This is a genomic window from Paenibacillus xinjiangensis, assembly GCF_059686975.1.
The window spans coordinates 1-18,767 of the sequence record NZ_JCAALS010000003.1; the positions used below are offsets into that span (position 1 = coordinate 1).

At 46.4% G+C, this 18,767-nt stretch carries 16 protein-coding genes; 10 read left to right on the forward strand and 6 right to left on the reverse strand.

Translation table 11 applies throughout. The annotated features are described in order from the left end of the window. Positions 1–313 precede the first annotated feature (313 nt). Complete coding sequence (locus AC6ESP_RS03935; RefSeq protein ID WP_497095383.1) at positions 314–1,054, reverse strand: MerR family transcriptional regulator; 741 nt, start codon at positions 1,052–1,054, stop codon at positions 314–316. A gap of 533 nt (positions 1,055–1,587) precedes the next feature. Between AC6ESP_RS03935 and AC6ESP_RS03940 the strand changes: the two genes are divergently transcribed. The 8 genes from AC6ESP_RS03940 to gmd all read left to right on the forward strand — a co-directional run bounded on the left by AC6ESP_RS03940 (position 1,588) and on the right by gmd (position 9,949). Continuing rightward, a complete protein-coding gene (locus AC6ESP_RS03940; RefSeq protein ID WP_497095384.1) occupies positions 1,588–2,751 on the forward strand; it encodes an MFS transporter in 1,164 nt (387 codons plus the stop codon). A 738-nt stretch (positions 2,752–3,489) separates the two neighbouring features. Continuing rightward, complete coding sequence (locus AC6ESP_RS03945) at positions 3,490–4,281, forward strand: hypothetical protein (RefSeq protein ID WP_497095385.1); 792 nt, start codon at positions 3,490–3,492, stop codon at positions 4,279–4,281. A gap of 244 nt (positions 4,282–4,525) precedes the next feature. Beyond that, positions 4,526–4,915 carry an Asp23/Gls24 family envelope stress response protein gene (locus tag AC6ESP_RS03950; RefSeq protein WP_497095386.1) on the forward strand — a complete coding sequence of 130 codons (390 nt, stop codon included), beginning with the start codon at positions 4,526–4,528 and terminating at the stop codon, positions 4,913–4,915. Positions 4,916–4,966: 51 nt separating this feature from the next. Beyond that, positions 4,967–5,674, forward strand: a complete 708-nt coding sequence (locus AC6ESP_RS03955; protein WP_497095387.1) for a response regulator transcription factor — start codon at positions 4,967–4,969, stop codon at positions 5,672–5,674. Between the two features lie 28 nt (positions 5,675–5,702). After that, positions 5,703–7,070 carry a sensor histidine kinase gene (locus AC6ESP_RS03960; RefSeq protein WP_497095388.1) on the forward strand — a complete coding sequence of 456 codons (1,368 nt, stop codon included), beginning with the start codon at positions 5,703–5,705 and terminating at the stop codon, positions 7,068–7,070. A gap of 109 nt (positions 7,071–7,179) precedes the next feature. Continuing rightward, positions 7,180–8,259, forward strand: coding sequence for an AI-2E family transporter (locus AC6ESP_RS03965; RefSeq protein ID WP_497095389.1), 1,080 nt, complete (start codon positions 7,180–7,182; stop codon positions 8,257–8,259). Positions 8,260–8,358: 99 nt separating this feature from the next. Next, positions 8,359–8,736 carry a 2Fe-2S iron-sulfur cluster-binding protein gene (locus tag AC6ESP_RS03970; RefSeq protein WP_497095390.1) on the forward strand — a complete coding sequence of 126 codons (378 nt, stop codon included), beginning with the start codon at positions 8,359–8,361 and terminating at the stop codon, positions 8,734–8,736. Positions 8,737–8,833: 97 nt separating this feature from the next. Then, the gene (gene gmd, locus AC6ESP_RS03975; protein WP_497095391.1) at positions 8,834–9,949 is read left to right on the forward strand and encodes a GDP-mannose 4,6-dehydratase; all 1,116 of its coding nucleotides are present in this window, start codon (positions 8,834–8,836) and stop codon (positions 9,947–9,949) included. A gap of 431 nt (positions 9,950–10,380) precedes the next feature. On the opposite strand, the gene AC6ESP_RS03980 is transcribed toward gmd, so the two are convergent. Together AC6ESP_RS03980 and AC6ESP_RS03985 are read right to left on the reverse strand one after the other, a co-directional pair. Next, positions 10,381–11,502 (reverse strand): DegT/DnrJ/EryC1/StrS family aminotransferase, encoded by a 1,122-nt coding sequence (locus tag AC6ESP_RS03980; RefSeq protein WP_497095392.1) that lies wholly within the window; start codon positions 11,500–11,502, stop codon positions 10,381–10,383. A 16-nt stretch (positions 11,503–11,518) separates the two neighbouring features. Beyond that, positions 11,519–12,181 (reverse strand): acetyltransferase, encoded by a 663-nt coding sequence (locus tag AC6ESP_RS03985; RefSeq protein ID WP_497095393.1) that lies wholly within the window; start codon positions 12,179–12,181, stop codon positions 11,519–11,521. 209 nt (positions 12,182–12,390) lie between these two features. Between AC6ESP_RS03985 and AC6ESP_RS03990 the strand changes: the two genes are divergently transcribed. After that, complete coding sequence (locus AC6ESP_RS03990; protein WP_497095394.1) at positions 12,391–14,313, forward strand: glycosyltransferase; 1,923 nt, start codon at positions 12,391–12,393, stop codon at positions 14,311–14,313. Here AC6ESP_RS03990 and AC6ESP_RS03995 read toward each other — a convergent pair. From AC6ESP_RS03995 to AC6ESP_RS04005, 3 genes are all read right to left on the reverse strand, one after another. Further along, entirely contained in the window at positions 14,310–15,482 is a 1,173-nt protein-coding gene (locus AC6ESP_RS03995) for a glycosyltransferase family 4 protein (RefSeq protein ID WP_497095395.1), read from the reverse strand. The genes AC6ESP_RS03990 and AC6ESP_RS03995 overlap by 4 nt on opposite strands. Positions 15,483–15,505: 23 nt before the next feature. Continuing rightward, on the reverse strand, positions 15,506–16,597 hold the full coding sequence (locus AC6ESP_RS04000) for a glycosyltransferase family 61 protein (RefSeq protein WP_497095396.1): 1,092 nt from the start codon (positions 16,595–16,597) through the stop codon (positions 15,506–15,508). Positions 16,598–16,726: 129 nt separating this feature from the next. Beyond that, complete coding sequence (locus AC6ESP_RS04005) at positions 16,727–17,407, reverse strand: class I SAM-dependent methyltransferase (RefSeq protein ID WP_497095397.1); 681 nt, start codon at positions 17,405–17,407, stop codon at positions 16,727–16,729. Positions 17,408–17,787: 380 nt separating this feature from the next. On the opposite strand from AC6ESP_RS04005, the gene AC6ESP_RS04010 reads away from it, so the two are divergent. Further along, positions 17,788–18,765 carry a glycosyltransferase family 2 protein gene (locus AC6ESP_RS04010; protein WP_497095398.1) on the forward strand — a complete coding sequence of 326 codons (978 nt, stop codon included), beginning with the start codon at positions 17,788–17,790 and terminating at the stop codon, positions 18,763–18,765. Positions 18,766–18,767: the final 2 nt, after the last annotated feature.

The window sequence follows — 18,767 nt, forward strand, 5'->3', positions numbered from 1 at the left end:
ATAAACGAACGTAATTGCTCTTTGGTCCACAGTCCCATGTGCTCTCCCCAACCTTTCTACTACTTTCATTTTAGTAGGTTTTGGAGTTTACACAAACTATTTTACAGACTCCCGAAGAGTGTTATTGCATTATTTATGGCTATTATTTTGGTATTAACTAGTTTCTTATGGTATCAACAAAAAGGGCTCTTCGCTCTACTAGATGGGTAAAAGAGACAGCAAGGCTGCCGATTGAATGTTGCTTACGGCAGCCTTGTGTATGATACGGTCTGTGGCCTTTGTTTAATGTGAACATAACGAGTATGGAGGTGAATCAATCAATTTCTAGCCATGCTTCATAAAAAATACGTAGTTCTTTTCCCTCTTCTTTGGTTGAAAGAAGATATTTACAGATCATAGTACCTCCCCTGTAACCCAAGCGTTGTGCGGTGCTCCAAAATTCCTCCGCATTCATTTGCTTTTCTCGGTTCATCCAAAGCAATCCATACAAATATTTTCTTTCTTCATCGTCTCCTTCACGTAAAATATTTTTTGTCTCCGAATCTACAAACATGCCGCAGACCATTGAATCTACAAAGGGACTTGAAAGTATATCTGCCGATAGTCCAGGATCATCCAGATACAATTGTACCATCTCTTTATCCTGAAAATTAAAAGAGCGGACTGGGGACAACCGAGCTTTTATTACACACAGTGGTTGTGATTGCATATGTTTATATTTTTCTAATTTTATTTCTCTTGCCTGGATTCGTTCAGTCACTTGCTGCAAGTAGGTGATTTTCTGTTCCAAGTCGGTCTTTGTTTCTCTAAACAACAAGGCTAGTTCATCGGCACTCTTGGTGTCGATCTCTTTGATTTTAAATAATGGAAGCTCCAGACTTCTAAAAAAAATAATATCACAAATATCGAGCATCGTTTGGAAAGAAAAATTCCGGTAGTTGTTATCATTGTTGCGTTCGAAGCGGATCAGGCCCTCTTTATCCCAAAATCTCAAAGTCGACGTAGAAACACCGAGAGCTTCTGATACATCGCTGATCTTCATAAATTTTTCCATGAAATATTTCCTTCCTATAGAAAACTATATTGAATTGTCAAATACCTTTGTACTGATACGGTTATTGACTTTGAAGTAGCTTTAAAGTTTATAATTTTTCATTATAACATACTAATAATGCTAAAAAACTAAACTCTCTGAAAGGCTATATGATTATGAAACAGCTCTTGGACCTCTGACAAAAAAGTGGACACCAATTAACGTTGCTCACGCGATACTTTTGTAGTAAGCAGCTTTAATGTGGTCTGGGGCAATGAACCGTGAGTTCGTTTCTGATTGTAAAAGAGTTCGATGTACTCAAATACGTCTTGTTTTATTTTTTGAAAAAATATCTAAACTAAATCGTTCCCTAGAATTTCCTATCAAGTATAAATTGATAGGGAAATGAAAAGAATTTTTATAACATCACGTCTATATTTTTCTTATCATAAATAGGGAATTATTGTTTTATTAGGAGGAGTCGCAATGAATAGTAATGAAAACGCAGTATAAATTAACATAATGAGATCGCACAAAATGAGGAGAGAACAACGATGATTACTTTACTACTAATTATTATTTACCTCGCGTTTATAGGTCTTGGATTGCCGGATGCTTTGCTTGGCAGTGCTTGGCCCGTAATGAGACATGAAATTGGTGCCACAACCGAAATGGCAGGATATATAGCCATGACGGTCTCATTTTTTACGGTGCTATCCAGCTTATTGGCAAGCAGATTTTTACACAGATTTGGTACAGGGAAAGTAACTTTATTCAGTATCTTATCAACGACGATTGCCCTGCTTGGGTATTCTATATCCAACGAATTCTTATTTCTAATCCTTTTGGCGATTCCTTTGGGATTAGGTGCCGGTTCTGTTGATGCTGCACTAAGTAATTATGTAGCATTGCATTTCAAAGCCAAGCATATGAGCTGGCTGCATTGTTTCTGGGGGATCGGAGCAATGACTGGCCCTTTTGTCATGTCGTTTTCGCTTAATAATGATAATAACTGGCGTGCTGGATATCTTGTGGTAGGGCTGCTCCTTACTTTTGTTTTTGTAATATTACTTTCTTCGTTGTCTTTGTGGAAGATTTTCGAGAAAAGGAAATTAGAAGAGGGGGAAAGTGAGAAAAAACTCATAAGTAATAGAGAGGCATTTAGTATTCCTGGCGTTAAAATGTCCATGATTGCCATGCTTTGTTACAATGGTTCGGAAACAGCCGCTGGGCTATGGATGGCATCTTTTTTTATAGGGAGCAAAGGAATTTCTCCTGTCACTGCTGCAGCGTTCACTTCCTTGTTTTTTATGGGAATCATAATTGGGCGTATTATTTCGGGTTTCCTTTCGACTACTGTATCGAGTAAAATCCTGATCCGATACGGTGGAGTAGTTGGCTGTGCCGGACTACTGCTTCTTATTTTACCAGTCCCATCGTGGGCTGCTGCCGGAGCGTTGTTTATTGTAGGACTAGGTGGAGCACCAATCTATCCAAGTATTGTTCATGCAACACCAGAGCGCTTTGGCGAAAAGGCCTCCTCAAGTGTTATTGGACTCGAAATGGCAAGCGCTTATACGGGGTCCACACTCATTCCATTAGTCATGGGCGTTATCGCAAGCCAATTTGGAATGAATATGGTACCCATAATTCTGCTTATCCTTTTTAGTGTTATGTTTGTATCTACGGAAATGGTCAATAAAGTCTTTAAACATTAACGTGCGCAACGCAGTGCTGCTTAGGTAATCAACTTTAGTTGGAACTGTACTTGCAAAGCAAAGTAGCTCCTAAAGAATGAATCAATCGCTGTCGCAAAAGGGGGCTTTTTTGCTGAAATAGTTGTTGAAATGAAATCGTGTCGTGTCCACAAAATTCCATCGACCCCAGTCACCTCTCCCAGTCTATCATGCTTGGGTTTGAGAAAGTTTACATTATAAAAATCATAGCCAAGGTACTCATTTCTAAAAAGTTCTATCAGCTTTCGTTCCTTGTTCTCTATATAGAGGAGATTCCTCCAAATGCAAACTGACAAGTGGATTGAATCAATGATAATTGTTCGGAGAAAATAAAGTGATAGACTGGCTTCACGGCGGCCGGCTCGAGGAGATGCACATTACATTACGGAACGCTTTAGGATAGTACCGTGCCCGGATGCTATGATCGATTTGAGGAGATGCAGCTCATACTCCTGGTGTATTTGCCCATAGCGTCTACCATGCTGCTAATATTCTGCTATTCTATGTAGCGGATGAATCTGTTAAGGATACGAGATTGTAACAGGTAATGAATGAAATCAAATCGCGGACGGAATGACATTAGGTCTAATACTTATTGACGATGCCAAATCAGCTATGATATTCTGAATGCAATATAAAGGCAATGCAACTTACGGGTTCAACCTCATTCATTGGGGTTGAACCCTTTTTGCGTTGCTGGATATGCAAAGGAGAATAGTTATGACGACAAAAGAGGTATTGCTTCAGCGGTTGGATGCAATTGGAGAGATGCTGGAACAGAAAGGAGAAGCGTTAATGCTTATCGGACTTGGCTCAGTAGGGAAGGAGACTGCTCGAATTGACGATTATTCAGATTTGGATTTCTACGTCGTTGCTGCTCCTAACTGCAAACAACGATTTATCGATCAATTAGACTGGCTTGAGGATGTTCATCCGCTGGCTTATGCCTTCAAGAATTGTGATCTTGGCTATAAGGTGATGTTCGAGGACGGCATATATGGGGAGTATGCTGTATTCGAGGAATCGGAGCTGGAGTCAGCTGTTTATTCGGAAGGAAGAGTCGTGTGGAAGGCTCCAGCTTATGATAATGCTGCGCTTGCTCTTGGAACAAGCAGCATTCCTAGTGTGAGAGGCAGATCAGTTGATTTTGTTGTTAATGAAGCATTAACGAATTTATATGTTGGACTTGGCCGCTACGCCAGAGGGGAGAAATTATCGGCTGCAAAATTTATACAACAGTACCCCATAGATGGTTTGTTATCCATTATGCATTTATTGGAGAAAGAGGTGGATTATTATCCAGATTCATTCGGCAATGAACGAAGAATGGAGAAGCGATTCCCTGTCTTCGCAAGTAGAATTGGCCCGCTAATTCAAGGCTATGATAAAGTGCCAGAATCCGCCTTGTGTATGCTGAATTACCTTGAGGAGATTCATCCTATTAATACAAGATTAAGCGCTGAAATCCGCGCACTAGCTGCGAAGCTGATGACGAACCCGTCTTCAGGATAAAGCAATGCTATTCCTTCCCAAGAGCCTGGCTTCTATAATGAGGTCAGGCTCTTTGCCTTCTGAAAATTAAGGAAATCTTTAGATTCTCCTTAGATAGATTTTAGATTCCAATAGTATAATGAACCTAATAGAATGCATTGTTCAGGCTTTGCCCTTAGCATTGCAGGCTGAAACGAAGTCATTCAGGATATAATTGGAATAGACAATAATAGAACCAATCCTATACATGTGGAGGTGTGACCTTATGTCACAAGAGAGCCAGACAGGTCTTGTACGTATTTCGAATGATGTGGTGACAAGCATTGCAGGCATGGCAGCATTGGAAGTGCCGGGCATTGCAGCTATGTCGGGAGGCATATCTGAGGGAATAGCCAAGCGACTTAGTGGTAAAAGCATACAAAAAGGTATCACCGTAGAAGTCGGTCAACAGGAGGCTGCCATTGATCTGCGTATTATTGTGCACTACGGCAGCAGTATTCAAAAGATATGCACAGAGCTTCAGCACACGGTGCGTGATACGGTAGAGAATATGACGGGTCTGTCCGTTGTAGAGGTGAATGTGAAGGTAGATGGCGTCGCCTTCCGAGAAGAAGAGAAAGCTAGTCGTGCGGACGAGCTATTGCGCGTGAAGTAAGAGGAATAAGCTGTGCATGAACAGCTAAGGTATAGAAGTACAGGGGGAACTATGACATACACGATTCTGATAGCGGATGACGAGCCGGAAATCGTTGAATTGCTGCAGCTGTACTTAGAGAAGGACTACACAATTGTGGAGGCGGAGAACGGAGCACGAGCGTTGGAGCTCATACGGACACAGGACATTCATCTAGCTATTCTGGATATCATGATGCCGGGACTCGATGGCTTGCAGCTCATTAAGAAAATTCGGGCGACGCATCGATTGCCCGTGCTGTTCTTGTCCGCAAGAAGCGAGCATCATGATAAAATTCTTGGCCTTAGCCTTGGAGCAGACGACTATATAGCCAAGCCCTTCAACCCATTAGAAATTGTCGCACGCGTCGAAGCCTTGCTGAGGCGAGTCTATCAATTTGATGTACAGCAGCCCTCCCAAACGGATAATAGACCGATTCAGGTAGGCGAGCTGAAGCTGGATCGGATACAGTGTATTCTGTATCGCGCCAGCCAGCCTGTCCCACTGACACCAACTGAATATAAGATCGTGGATCTGCTGCTGGAGCAGCCAGGACGTGTATATACACGCAAGAAAATATATGAGGCAGTATGGGGAGATTACTATTCGCATGATGATAGTACAATCATGGTACACATTAGCAATCTGCGAGAGAAAATCGAAACGGATTCCAAGCAGCCGGTCTATTTGAAAACGATTAGAGGATTGGGGTACAAAATTGAAGCGCCTCCGGAAATCTAGAGAAAAGCGGCTGCTGCAAACGTCGCTTATGTTCGACTTCTTATTCTTCAATGGCATGCTGCTGCTGGTTCTGGCAGCGGTGTATGTAGGATTCACGCTGGATGTAATCAGAAGGGATGATAATGGCGCGGAGCCAGATCCCGACTTGAAGGTGGAAGCCAGCTATTATAGGGAAGGCAGCGGCAGCGTTGCTGAGCTTGAGCGGCTGCAGCTAAGCGGAGGCTGGCTTGAGCTGTTGAATGCAGATCGTCAGATCGTACGGGTAAAAGGTGTCAAGAGTGATCAGGTTCAAGCATATACCGAGTCAGAGCTGTATGAGCGGCTCAGCAACGCTAGTAGGCAGCCGTATTATTATTCTTTGTCCTCTCTTGAAGGGAATACGGAGGAACGTTATCTATTGCTCAAAATTCCACGGACGATGGTCAACATAAATATAAATCATGCAGAGACTGTGACGACGCTGCATTACCCGTATTCCTTCTACATTTTTCTAGGTATAGGGCTTATTCTGCTGCTTATTTTTGTATATAGCTATTGGGTGGCCAGACGTATTAAGAAGCCGCTGCAGATTCTTACGCTCGGTCTGAAGCAGATGATCGAAGGCAATTATAATACGCGGATTTCCCTCTATGCGGAGAAGGAATTTACCCAGATTGGGGATACCTTCAACTATATGGCTGATGTGATTGAACGGACGACGGCGGAGAAGCGGTATGCGGAGGAGAGCAAGCAGCGCTTAATCGTCAATCTCTCTCATGATCTTAAGACACCAATAACAAGTATTCAGGGTTATGCGCAGGCGCTGAACGAGGGCCGTGGCGAGGACAATGAACGTCAGAAACGTTACTTGAGCTACATTTATAACAAAGCCACTCAAGTGACGAAGCTGATCCAGAACATGCTAGAGCTGCTCAAGGTTGATTCCCCGGACTTCCTGCTCCGAATTGAACGGCAGGAGATTGGCGAGTTCCTAAGAGAAACGATGGCGGAGACTTATGGGGAAATCGAGCAGAAGAAGTTCATCCTTCAGTTCCAGGTTCCTGAAGAGGATGTGTATGCCAGATTCGATTCTGAGCTGTTGTCCAGCGTGCTGCACAACTTAATTTCGAATGCGGTTACGTATAATCCGCCAGGCACCAGCCTGCGTGTGGCATTAATTCCAATGGAGCATGAGATTGCAATTGAAATAGCTGATACGGGAATAGGCATCCCGCAGGAGCTGTGGGCTACGATATTTGATCCGTTCGTTCGTGGTGATGAAGCAAGGTCGACAACGGGAGGCACCGGGCTTGGTCTATCGATTGCTCGGAAGAACACAGAAAAAATGGGGGGCACGCTGCGACTTGGCAGTCATGGCGAGGAGTCGACGTTGTTCACCATCCGATTGCCAAGATAACTAAATGGAAGGTGAACACAGTGACTTTTGCCAAGCTGTTGTTATTTGCATTTTTAATGATTATCATAGGAATAGTTGTTGTTGGAATTAAATTCTAAGGGAGGAAAGCATGGCTAAGCTTAATTTGTTTATTCGTATATGTATAGCCTTAGTGCTCGTGCTGGGCATCGTTTATTTGGGGACGCTGGTTAACTTCATCTTTCGTCCCATCCTATCTTTATTCAGCGTTATTCTAATACCGCTGATGCTGGCCGGCTTTTTCTATTATTTGCTCCGTCCAGTTGTAAACTTCATGGAGAAGCATAAAATTCCCCGGACACTGGCGATTATCATTATTTATATCGTCATTGCTATTCTGCTCGCGGCGTTTGGACTAATCGTATGGCCGTCCTTGCGAACGCAATTAATTAACTTCGTAGAGAATGCGCCTATCCTATTCAATACCCTTACTAATGAGCTTCAGCAGCTAGAGGATAGTGAGTGGTTATCGGGAATTCTTCCGGCAGACTTTAGCCCCCTGTCCCAGCTGACGGAATACTTGAATAAAGGATTTGCTGTGGTAACGAATTACGTTACTGGCTTATTCTCTTTCTTCTCCAACTTCGCGATCATTCTGTTCACCTTCCCGATCATGCTGTTCTACATGCTGAAGGAGGGCGGGAAATTCGGACGCAAAATAGTGAGCTTCATTCCGAAGCGATTCCGCAAGGAAGGCAGTATCGTCGTGGAGGATATCGACAATGCATTAAGCGGATTTATCGTAGGCAGGGTCATCATTAATCTAGCTTTAGGAGTGCTTATGTACTTAGGCTTCCTGCTCATCGGATTGCCTTATGCGCTATTGCTGACGGTCGTAGCCGTTATCATGAACTTCATTCCGTTTGTAGGCGCGATCCTGTCGGCTATACCCGTGTTCATCGTCGGATTTATCGAATCCCCTTCTACGGCGATATGGTCGATTGTTATTATATTAGTCGCGCAGCAGATTCAAGATAACTTAATAGCACCTTATATATTTGGCAAGCAGCTGGATATTCATCCGTTGACAACGATCATACTCATCCTAGTCGGCGGTGATGTAGCGGGCATGATTGGCTTCCTGCTCATTATTCCAGTCTATATGATACTTAAGATTGTAGTTACGAAGAGCTACGAGATGTTCTTCAAGAATCGATGGGAAAATATTTAACCCGCCAGCTCAATGATGCAAGCCTGAGGTTTGTTTCGGGTACATTAGCTTATAATGGAAATATAGACTAATGAGGGATGAATCAGGAGGGCTTGAAGCTTGAGCGGATTGCAATTAAAGGGCTGGTGGATGAAGCTCATCGGCAAAACAGAGGAAGCAGCTGATCTGGACTATCAATCAGATGAGGTGGTTGAGCTCAAGGGTCGTACGTCGACTCGTGTGGTCAGTGCAGAGCTGGGACTTACGATACTCGAGCTCGCTCAGAAGAATGAGATAGAGTGGAGCTTCGAATGTAAAAAAGGGCTGTGTGCCCGATGTCGTTGTTATGTTAGTGAAGGAAGAAAGCATATATCCGAGCCCAATGATAAGGAAATTAAACGTCTTGATCCAGGTGAGATCGCATCTGGCTATCGACTCGGCTGTCAGACACGTATAATCAGTGATGGCAAAGTATCTGTTACGCTGACTCCTTATTGAAAATGGTTGCTTGTAAGGTACCCGTCCTGCCGCTAGATTCATACCATATTGGAATGGTATATGCCATTGACCAAATATGATGAATTCGGAGGGAGCCATGAATAAGGTCGCCTTCATTACAGGCATTACAGGACAGGATGGCATGTATCTTGCCGAGCTGCTGCTGAGCAAGGGCTATGTGGTGCATGGTCTAAGGCGCCGCAGCTCATTGTCCAACACTGGCCGAATCGATCGTCTTGTCGAGGCTGCAAGTCGTGCTGAAAGGCCGTTATTCCTGCATTACGGAGACTTGACGGATTCCACTAATTTGATTCGTCTAGTCCAGAGCATTCAGCCGGACGAAATATATAATCTGGCGGCAATGAGCCATGTGCATGTGAGCTTCGAGACTCCTGAGTATACAGCCAACGCGGATGGTATTGGCACGCTCCGGCTGCTTGAGGCGGTAAGGCTGCTCGGATTGACCGAGAAGACTCGGGTATATCAGGCTTCTACTTCAGAGCTATACGGACTTGTGCAGGCTGTTCCACAGAGTGAGACGACGCCCTTCTATCCTCGCAGCCCTTATGCGGTTGCAAAGCTGTATGGCTATTGGATTACCGTGAACTATCGAGAAGCTTATGGGATGTATGCATGCAATGGAATTTTGTTCAATCATGAGAGCCCAGTGCGGGGCGAAACCTTCGTAACGCGCAAAATAACACGGGCAGTAGCTCGAATTGCTTCCGGCATGCAGGAGACACTGGAGCTCGGCAATCTATCCGCTAAGCGGGATTGGGGCCATGCGCGTGACTATGTCGAAGCGATGTGGAGAATTTTGCAGCAGTCAGAGGCAGAGGACTTTGTCATTGCAACGGGTCAGACAACGGAAGTGCGTGAGTTCGTCCGGCTAGCCTTTGCTGAAGCGGGGATTGAAGTGGCATTCGAAGGCACAGCGGAGGATGAGTTCGGTTATGTTGTCTCCTGCAGCCATCCGAAGCACCAGCTTCCTGCCGGGCAAAAGGTAGTTCAGGTGTCTCCGCGCTTCTATCGGCCGACTGAGGTCGATCTGCTGCTCGGAGATGCGACGAAGGCTCTTACGAAGCTTGGCTGGGAGCCGGCTATCACGCTTACTGAGCTGGTCAGGGAAATGGTGGCAACAGATCTGGAAGAGGTACGCCGTGTATCTGATTTGCGCAAACTCGGGTACGATGTAAGCTTGGATTCGGAATAACTAGCAGCCATAATTTCAAGCGAAGGGGCTGTCTCAAAAGTATGAAGTTCGCTGGAGAGACAGCTCATTTTTAACCAAAATGTTTCAAAACATAAAAAAATAGCCGTACAGGGTGTCTAATCCTGTACGGCTATTTTTCACGATATGCTGTTCATTATCTAAGTTAGGTATCTTATTTCTTAAGCTAATGACTTTATTTCTTTCCATTTCACTCGATCTAGTCCCCAGCAACACCAAACCTATCCATTACTGTGTAGAAGATAGAGAAATAAGCTGCTTAACGAAAGAAAATGTGACGTTAGACGACAAAGGCACGATTCGTTATTTAGCCATTTCCATATATACGAGACTGACTTAAGTCTCAACGATGACTTATGAGACAGCCTTGAGCGGAGCACCTCCATAGGGAACCCCGCACAAGAACCGCTGTATTACAATTCGCGCAGACGCTCTTTAATTCGATTACTAATGTGCTGAATATCCAGCTCGCTAATTCCACCATAGGTAGGGATGTTAATGCCTTGTGCAGCGATGCGATTGGCAACAGGGAACTGCTCCAAGGGCTGCAGATTTTTGTAAGGGGGAAGAATATGCATCGGATAAAAGAATGGGCGGGTCTCGATGCCGTCTTCCTTCAGCATCGCCATGAACTGGTCTCGGCCTGCCGCATCTAATTTGTTCAGGACGATACTGAACATCCAATACACATTTTTGGCCCATGGCTGTTGCACGGGAAGGGTAAGCGCTGATTCCGATTGTAATTGCTCTGTATATAAGGAGGCGACACGTATTCTCTCCCCTACATGCCAATCTACATTTTCTAACTGAGCACAACCGACTGCCGCCTGAAGATTCGTTATCCTATAGTTATAGCCGATAACGGGGAACCAATATTTGCGCACTGGATCGATGCCTTGGCCTCGCAAGGTTCTCATAGTATTGGCTAATTGCTCATCATTCGTCGTAATCATACCGCCTTCGCCAGTCGTAATGATCTTATTGCCGAATAGGCTGAAGGTCGCTGTATGGCCGAGTGATCCGGTTCTCCGTCCTTTGTATTCCGCACCGAGTGCTTCTGCTGCGTCCTCTAGAACGAATAAGCCGTGCTTGTCGGCAATGGCTATAACCGCATCCATATCAGCTGGATGGCCATAGAGATGAACGGGAATGATGCCTTTCGTCTGCGGTGTGATTAAGTCCTCAAGCAGCTCGGCGTTCATATTCCATGTATCCGGCTCACAATCGATGAATACGGGCTTAGCACCGCAATACATGACAGCATTAGCTGTAGCAATGAATGTAAGCGTTGGGACGATAATCTCATCTCCAGGGCCGACTCCATGTGCGAGCAGCGCTAAATGCAGCGCGGTCGTTCCATTGCTGCAAGAAATCGCATATTTAGTGCCGCAATAGGCAGCAAAGTTATCCTCGAAAGCGGTAATATATTTGCCCGTAGATGAGATCCACGTTGAATCGATGCAATCCATTACATATTTTTTCTCATTTCCGTTAAAAACGGGAACGGCAACCGGATAAAATTTGTCCTTCAACATTCTGCCTCCCTCCGTGTTACGTTCGTTCCTCTGTCTGCATGGGTCTGATGATAGTGGCCGGAACTCCGACAGCGAGAACATAATCCGGTATATGGCGAATAACGACGGCGCCCGCGCCAATCATACAGCCTTTTCCTATATGCATGCCGTCAATGGCTATCGCACCTGTGCCGAGAAAGGATTCGTCTCCTACGGTGACGCTGCCCGAAAGCGTGCTTCCTGGAGCGATGTGGCAGGCTTCACCAATGACACTATCATGATCAATGGTAGCGCCGGTATTAATGATAGAGTAGGAGCCAATTCGGCAATCCGGCTGAATAATACTGCCTGCCATAACGGCCACGCCTTTGCCGAGTGATGCACTTGGCGCAATGTAAGCATGTGGACTGACAGCGTTAATAAGCTCGAAGCCAAGACTCTCTGCATACTGAGCCAGTCTCCGTCGTCTGGCATTGTTGCCGATCGCTACAAAGGCGTGACGAATGCCTTGCTCGAGCAGATCTGGCAGACTGCTGTCATCACCAATAACAGGTACACCGAGAACCGCTTTTCCTCGGTCCTGCGAGGTACAGCCGACGATCGATACATGCGGATCAGCTCGCAGCATGTCGATGATCACTTTAGCGTGGCCACCAGCCCCGATAATGACCGCTGAATTAGGAATAGAGTGATTGAGCATGTGGATCGCTCCTTCTGACAGTAAAGATAAGAATAAAAGCAGTTACTCTAATCATATTCAATGGAATGTTTTTTGCTTCACGAATGGCTAGACGTGTGTCTATTTATTGCAATATGGTCGAAATCCCCAGTCTGCTAGGGCAAATGCCGTTGCTAATTCCAACCGTGACAATACTCTAACTATGAAGAAGAAGGGATTGGAGGCTGGGTATGAAACGCAAAGGACGTCGCTCCAAGGGTTCGGTGAAGCGCGGCTCGCGAAATCGAGTAGCTCACAGTAAGCGCCGCAAGCATGCAAAGCCAAGAAAGCTGACAAGACGAGCGAGAAAAGGGAAAAGAAGAAGCAGAAGATTGTCAGGCAAGAAAGGAACGAGGACGAAGCGAAGAGGCAGAGCACATCGTTCCAGCCAGGCAGCTATTCAAGCCATTGATAGGGATGAGCTGCGAGCAGGCAATGCGGCTTTCAGGCAGCAGCTTGCAGGGAGCGGCAACATTATAGAATGGCTTCGCGAGGTATTCAAGCTGGAGCTGGAGCCTTTCCTATGGGAAATGTATCGCCAAGTACTGCAGCGAGAGCCGGATAATGGAGGCTTCCATGCCCATAAAAGCCTGCTTGAGCAAGGGACTCCGAAAGTAATCATAGCCGCATCATTATTGCAGAGCGAGGAAGCTGAGAAGGTGCTAAGCGCTGGAGCAGCGGGAGAAGCCAATACAGCTGCACATATTATTCAAAGCTTATATCCTGCAACCGATCTTGATTTCATCCACGCTATTCATATTCAATTCCTGCTAAGGGAGCCTGAGGGCGATAAGGTGAATAGCTATATTGACGCTTTAAGGCAAGGACTAGCACGGCGGGTATGGATTGCACAGCTGCTGTTGTCTGAGGAAGCACTGAGGCTGTTAAGCGGTGATGAGCTGCCTGCTGTAAGGTCTGACGTAAGCCTTAGACCGAACTATCGTAATGTTGGCATATTTCTATGCTTCGGCTCCCTGACGACGATGGATGGAGAGGGCATCGGACGCTTTATCGTAAGGCTATCTGAGGGCCTATTGTCGCTTGAACAGTCTTATATACTTCATGTGGCAACGACAGATGTCAACATCAGGGAAGTAGCGGCGATATTCGCCCCGCTTAGTGAAGCCTATCGCGATCGGGTGCATCTCTATCACTCGGATAGTATGGATACCATTAATCGGAACGTACCAGCCGAGGTATGGATTGTTCCATATGTCGGAATGGCTCTCGCACAATATTTGCATAAACCGTTCATCGTGTGCTTGCATGACTTGGTTTATATGCATTTTCCAGAGCTGTATTCAGCTGAGCATACTCATTATCAGTACATTCACTCCATTGCGCAGAAAGTAACCGTTAGTGCCTCAGCTGTTGTATTTGATTCCGAATTCATACGAAACCAAGAGGGCCTGTCCTTTCTCCAATTGCCAGCGCATAAAACAGCAGTCGTCCGGTTTGCTGCTCCGCGAGAGGAATACACAACGTTCGGAAGTCAGAGCGAGGAAGCATTCCGTGCCAAATATAAGCTATACAGCCCATATATCACCTTCCCCTCCGTTATTCGCCTTCACAAAAATCATGAGCGCTTAATTGAGGCTTTCTATTTATTCAAGCAGACAGAAGTAGGACTGAACTCTGGGCTTCAGCTTGTCTTCACGGACGATCTGGCCGGTAGACCACGTCAGAGGGAGATTGCAGCAGCGATCCAAATGGTCTCAGATCCCGTCCTTCGATCCTCAATTGTTTTCCTAGGGCGAATTCCATCAGTCGACCTGCCTTCCCTGTATAAACACGCAGTTGGTACGGTTGCGCCGACTTTATTCGAAGGCAGCTGTCCTTTCCCGATATTGGAATCCTTGCTCATGGATACCCCAGTAGCTTTTGGAAGGCTGGAGGTCGTGCAGGAGGTGATCTCGGACATGAGCAGCTTCGCGAGCTTCAATCCGCGAGATGTGCATGAAATGGCAGCGGCCATTGTTCGATTATATACGCAAGGCAAATCAGTCGTTCCAGCGCAAAAAGCCGCCTTGGGCGGCATTCTGCAAAGAAACTGGTCACATGTGGCGAGTGACTACGCCGTCATTCTTGAGCATGTTGCGAGTGCAGCACCTTAATAAATTCTTCTGCCGTAATAACGCCAGTAGGTTTCCCGAAGAACCTCAACATATCTTTTGGCAATATCATCCCATGTCTGGGTCGGGTCATGAATGCCTTGCATAGCAGATGCTTTGTAGGCTGGATAGTTGGCTGTCAGATCCTCAAGCGCTTGAACGATAGAATCCGGGTTATGCGGGTCAAACCAGGCAATCTTGGCACTATGCCGGGCTAGGTGCTCCCGCATAACCGGAATATCGGAACAGAGGACGGGGGTGCCGAGGCGAAGCGCTTCTTCCACCGGATAGCTGCCGCCGCCTTCGGACAGGCTTGGCATGATAAGTGCAACGGCATGCTTGATTAGAGCAGGGATATCTTGATCACTGACGAAGCCAAGCGGAAGGACATCTGTACCTACTCGAAGTCCCGTGGTTTTCATCGTGGATAGCAGAGTAGGAATCCAGCTGTGCTCTGGAGTTGCGTCTGGGAAAGGCAATTGCAGCGTCTCTGTCAAATATCCGGTTAGCACTAACGGATATTTCTGTCTGTCTTTGAATCGGGCGATCGCGAGTAGTAGATTGTTATGGTTCTTATGCGGAGACGTATTGGAAGGATAAATAATATATCTCTGTGGGACTTTACCCGCAAGAGCTGGAGAAACATTGTCTGCGTACAGCTTCGGTATCGGTGTTATCGCATGGGGAATGACATGAGCGGCTGCATTCCGATTGCCGAAATGCGCGATGAGACGATTCTTGACATGCTGAGACGATACGACAACCGAGGTGACATGATCCAGCCATTTTTTGGACAGTACCCAATGCTGCTTCAATTGTTGACCGTTAGTAAACGGAGGTACGTAATCGAATATCGTAGCATCGTGGAACGTACATAGAGTAGGACGATCAATGGCTTTGTGCTCATGTGTATGGGGCCAGTAGAAATAGACGACATCTATATTCGCAAGCAGGAAGGAGGAATCTGGATGGTCGATAACTTTATCGTGATAGATGACCTCCACATTCCTAATGGCATTAAGCTCTTGAATATTCCTAATCATGGAATGGGGGGCGACCACCAGTCTGATCTTATCGACACCAGGCTGTCTTGCCATCGCGCTAGTCAGGTTGTGGAGCAGACGCATACCCCCGCCAATAGAGAAGTTCGGGGACCATATGAGAATCCGCATGTTATTGCCCTCCTGTTGTCTATTTATATCCCGGCCATCTGAAGCAATAGCTCCAGCTTATTCATGTCTACGACGATATTATCCATCCCTACGAGAGCCTTAGGCGGCTGCTCAACTTCACATACCATTTCATAATAATGCACTCCTGCATGCCCGCAGAGCTTCCAGAAATAATTATCGATAAAAGTGTTCGGGGCAAGCTCAATAAGCGTTGCACCTGGCTCGCAGAATGCTACATTGACACTGCCGCTTCCGAAAGGAGCGACGATCATTCGGGCAGAAGAAAAAATAGCGACTTTGTCCTCTGTAGACAATGGAGTGAGCACAATTTTTCTGAAGCCCCTCATCTCCAGCTTGCGCATGACCTCGTCCTCGTTCACGACGAATCTCGCTTCTGCATCCTCTCTTGTAAGGTAAATTCGTTCATAGCCTTTTTTCTTCTTGATTGCCCTGTTATGCTTCAACCGCTCGGCGATGAACTGTGAGCCCCAAGGTGGACATTTGCCAACCATTAGTGGAACGGCAGGCACGATCAGAGCGGAGGCTCGCAGATGGAAATCCGGTCTATCGACTTCTATGATTTTGTCCATCGGTATGCCCAGCATGCTTAATGATTCATAGTGAAAAGGATGCCTAAGCTTGCCAACCAAATATTTATCAATCGGTATCCCGCTCCTCTCAAGCAGATGGAGGCGGGGCAGTATATCAAAAAACCAATGGCCGAAAGTGTTCTGCGTGCCAATATGAAGATGAGGCATATTCCAGCCCCATACAAGCGTCGCAATCGTCTCATCTCTGAATTCGGGGTCTGGCAGCTCCGTGAACTCGAGTAGTGGGCAATCGAGCTCAACATCCCGAAGCCGTTTGTTATCAGGCGTGACGACATAACAATTGCTTGTCATCACGCGTCCATTCGGAATAATAGCCGTGAAGGCCTCGTCAAAGCTGCATTGCTGTACCCAGCGCCTAGGATCGATGCCTCTCACTTCCGGAAGGGTGATGGTTTGTGCAGGATGAATGACCCTATAGAAGTACGGCATCAAGGCAGGAGAAATGCCGGAGGATTGAATCCATTCACTCGTTTTATTATGAAATTGATTAGGAATCGGGAACATATGGTTGACACCTCCTACAGGTTTTCCGAAGGAAAACCACTTCGAAAGCAAAGGCTACAGGTTTTCCGAAGGAAAACCACTTCGAAAGCAAAGGCTACAGGTTTTCCGAAGGGAAACCACTTCGAAAGCCTAGCCACTAGCATAGTGGCTGATCAGGCGGTTCTGATCCTTTAGTAAAGCTCGGAATGGCTCGGGACAGCCCTTGGGAAAAAGCACACCAAGCCCATTCGAATGAGGAAAGTGTATGCGCGGGTAGGCGCTTAACTGTTCCCATAGCACATGTACACCGAAATCTGCAAGCCGTACATTCGTATCATGAAAGAGAATAATACCGTTCTCCGCTACCTTAGGCAGCCAAGATTGAAGGTCATGAAGGACGGCAGTATAGGTGTGGAGGCCGTCAATGTGAAGAATATCAATGGAGCCATCAGGAAAGGATGACAGTGCCTCATCGAAGGAGCTGCGAATAAGAGCGCTGAAGTGGGCGAATTCCCGCGAATGGAACGCCTGTACGGATTCATAGATCACATCGCTGATTTGTCCGTAAGGTCCTGTATGGCTATCACCCTGCCAGGTATCGACTGCGAAGCAGCGGGTTGGCAGCTGGGCATCCTTGACGGCCTGACAGAAGCTGAAAAAGGAGGTTCCATACCAGGTGCCAAGTTCAACAAGAATGTTCGGCTTGGCAAACCGGATAAGGTCGTAGGCGAAGCGGCGATGTCCAGACCAAGCACCTGCTGTCATATATTCATGAGGCAGCTCGGGAGCTTGGTCAGCTGCAAATTGCGGGTTGTGAAACTTCCAGTGCATCGATTAAACCTCCATATACAAGAATAGAAGCACAGAGTTACCCTATTTTATGTTCAGCTTAGGAGATAGGAAAGGGCAATTGAGCCAAGGGTATACACACATTTATTCAGGAAGCATCTTGCTATTGTGACTTGGACTGCTGATGACTACTGATGACTACTGATGGATGCGGTGAATGTACATGCGCCGTTACGCTCGTATAGACGATACATACACTGTTCATAGACCAATTTAAATAGAGCGGAGTGAAGGATCGTATGAGTCGAACGCCTAATAAGGCTGTCCGTAGATCACGCTATCGTCGGAGCAAATCCCGCCGCTCGCAGCGGAAGAATGTACGGCAGAGGATGGTAGGGAAGCGGCAATCTCGGTCATCAGCTATGTCTGGATACCGCCAGACTACGGCGTGGCAGGCTGGCATGAGGGCCATGCAATCCTCGCCTTTGCAGGAGAATAATGATGAGCAATCGCATGTCCAGCAGCTCTGGCAGGCCTACTATAGTCGAACCTTGATTCCTCAGAGACAATACAGCTCCATGATGCAAGCTTTCGTGAAGGGCTGCTGCTCCGTATCTGGAAGACAAGTGCCAAACTGGGTGCTGCTGCCAACTGAGAAAACGGTCGCTGTTGTCGTGCTTGTCATGAACGAGGAACGGTCGATAGACTACTTGATTAAGCAGTTAGAGCGTATGCCGCTTCATGAAATGGTGTTTGTTGTGAACGGCTCAACAGATACCAGTCTTGACCGTATTCGCAGCAGTCGAAGGGCAGTCGTTATTCATGACAGCACCGCGCTTGGACATGATGTTGGAAGAGCGATAGGAGCTAGAATAACAGCTTCCGATATCGTTCTGTTCATCGATGCAGACATTCCAATAGAAGCAGAGCAGCTCATTTCTTTTATACAAAAAGCAGGTTCAGGCATGGATGTTGTACTGAATGATCTGTTTCCGTATGTGGGTAAATTTGCAGATCGGGATGAGGTTTCAATCGTTAAGGAATTTCTGAATCGATCCGCCGCGCGCGAGGACTTAACGATTAATTCCCTTACAGCTGTTCCACATGCCTTAACTCGAAGAGCAATTCAGGTCATTGGAACTGCGAATCTGGCCATACCTCCTAAGGCACAGGCGATTGCCCTGCAGGCAGGGCTTAAGGTAGGCACAGGCGGAAGTGTAGATGTTATTAGACGAAATCGGCTAAGACAGTCGAACATTGGAGCAGGTAATACTATGGCCAGGCTCATTATTGGAGATCACATGGAAGCACTTGGCTTCGCTATGAAGTCGCAGCATCCGAGATTGCAGTATAAGGACAGAGTAAGGGCACGCAATCGTACGGAGCAGAAAGGGGAATAAGC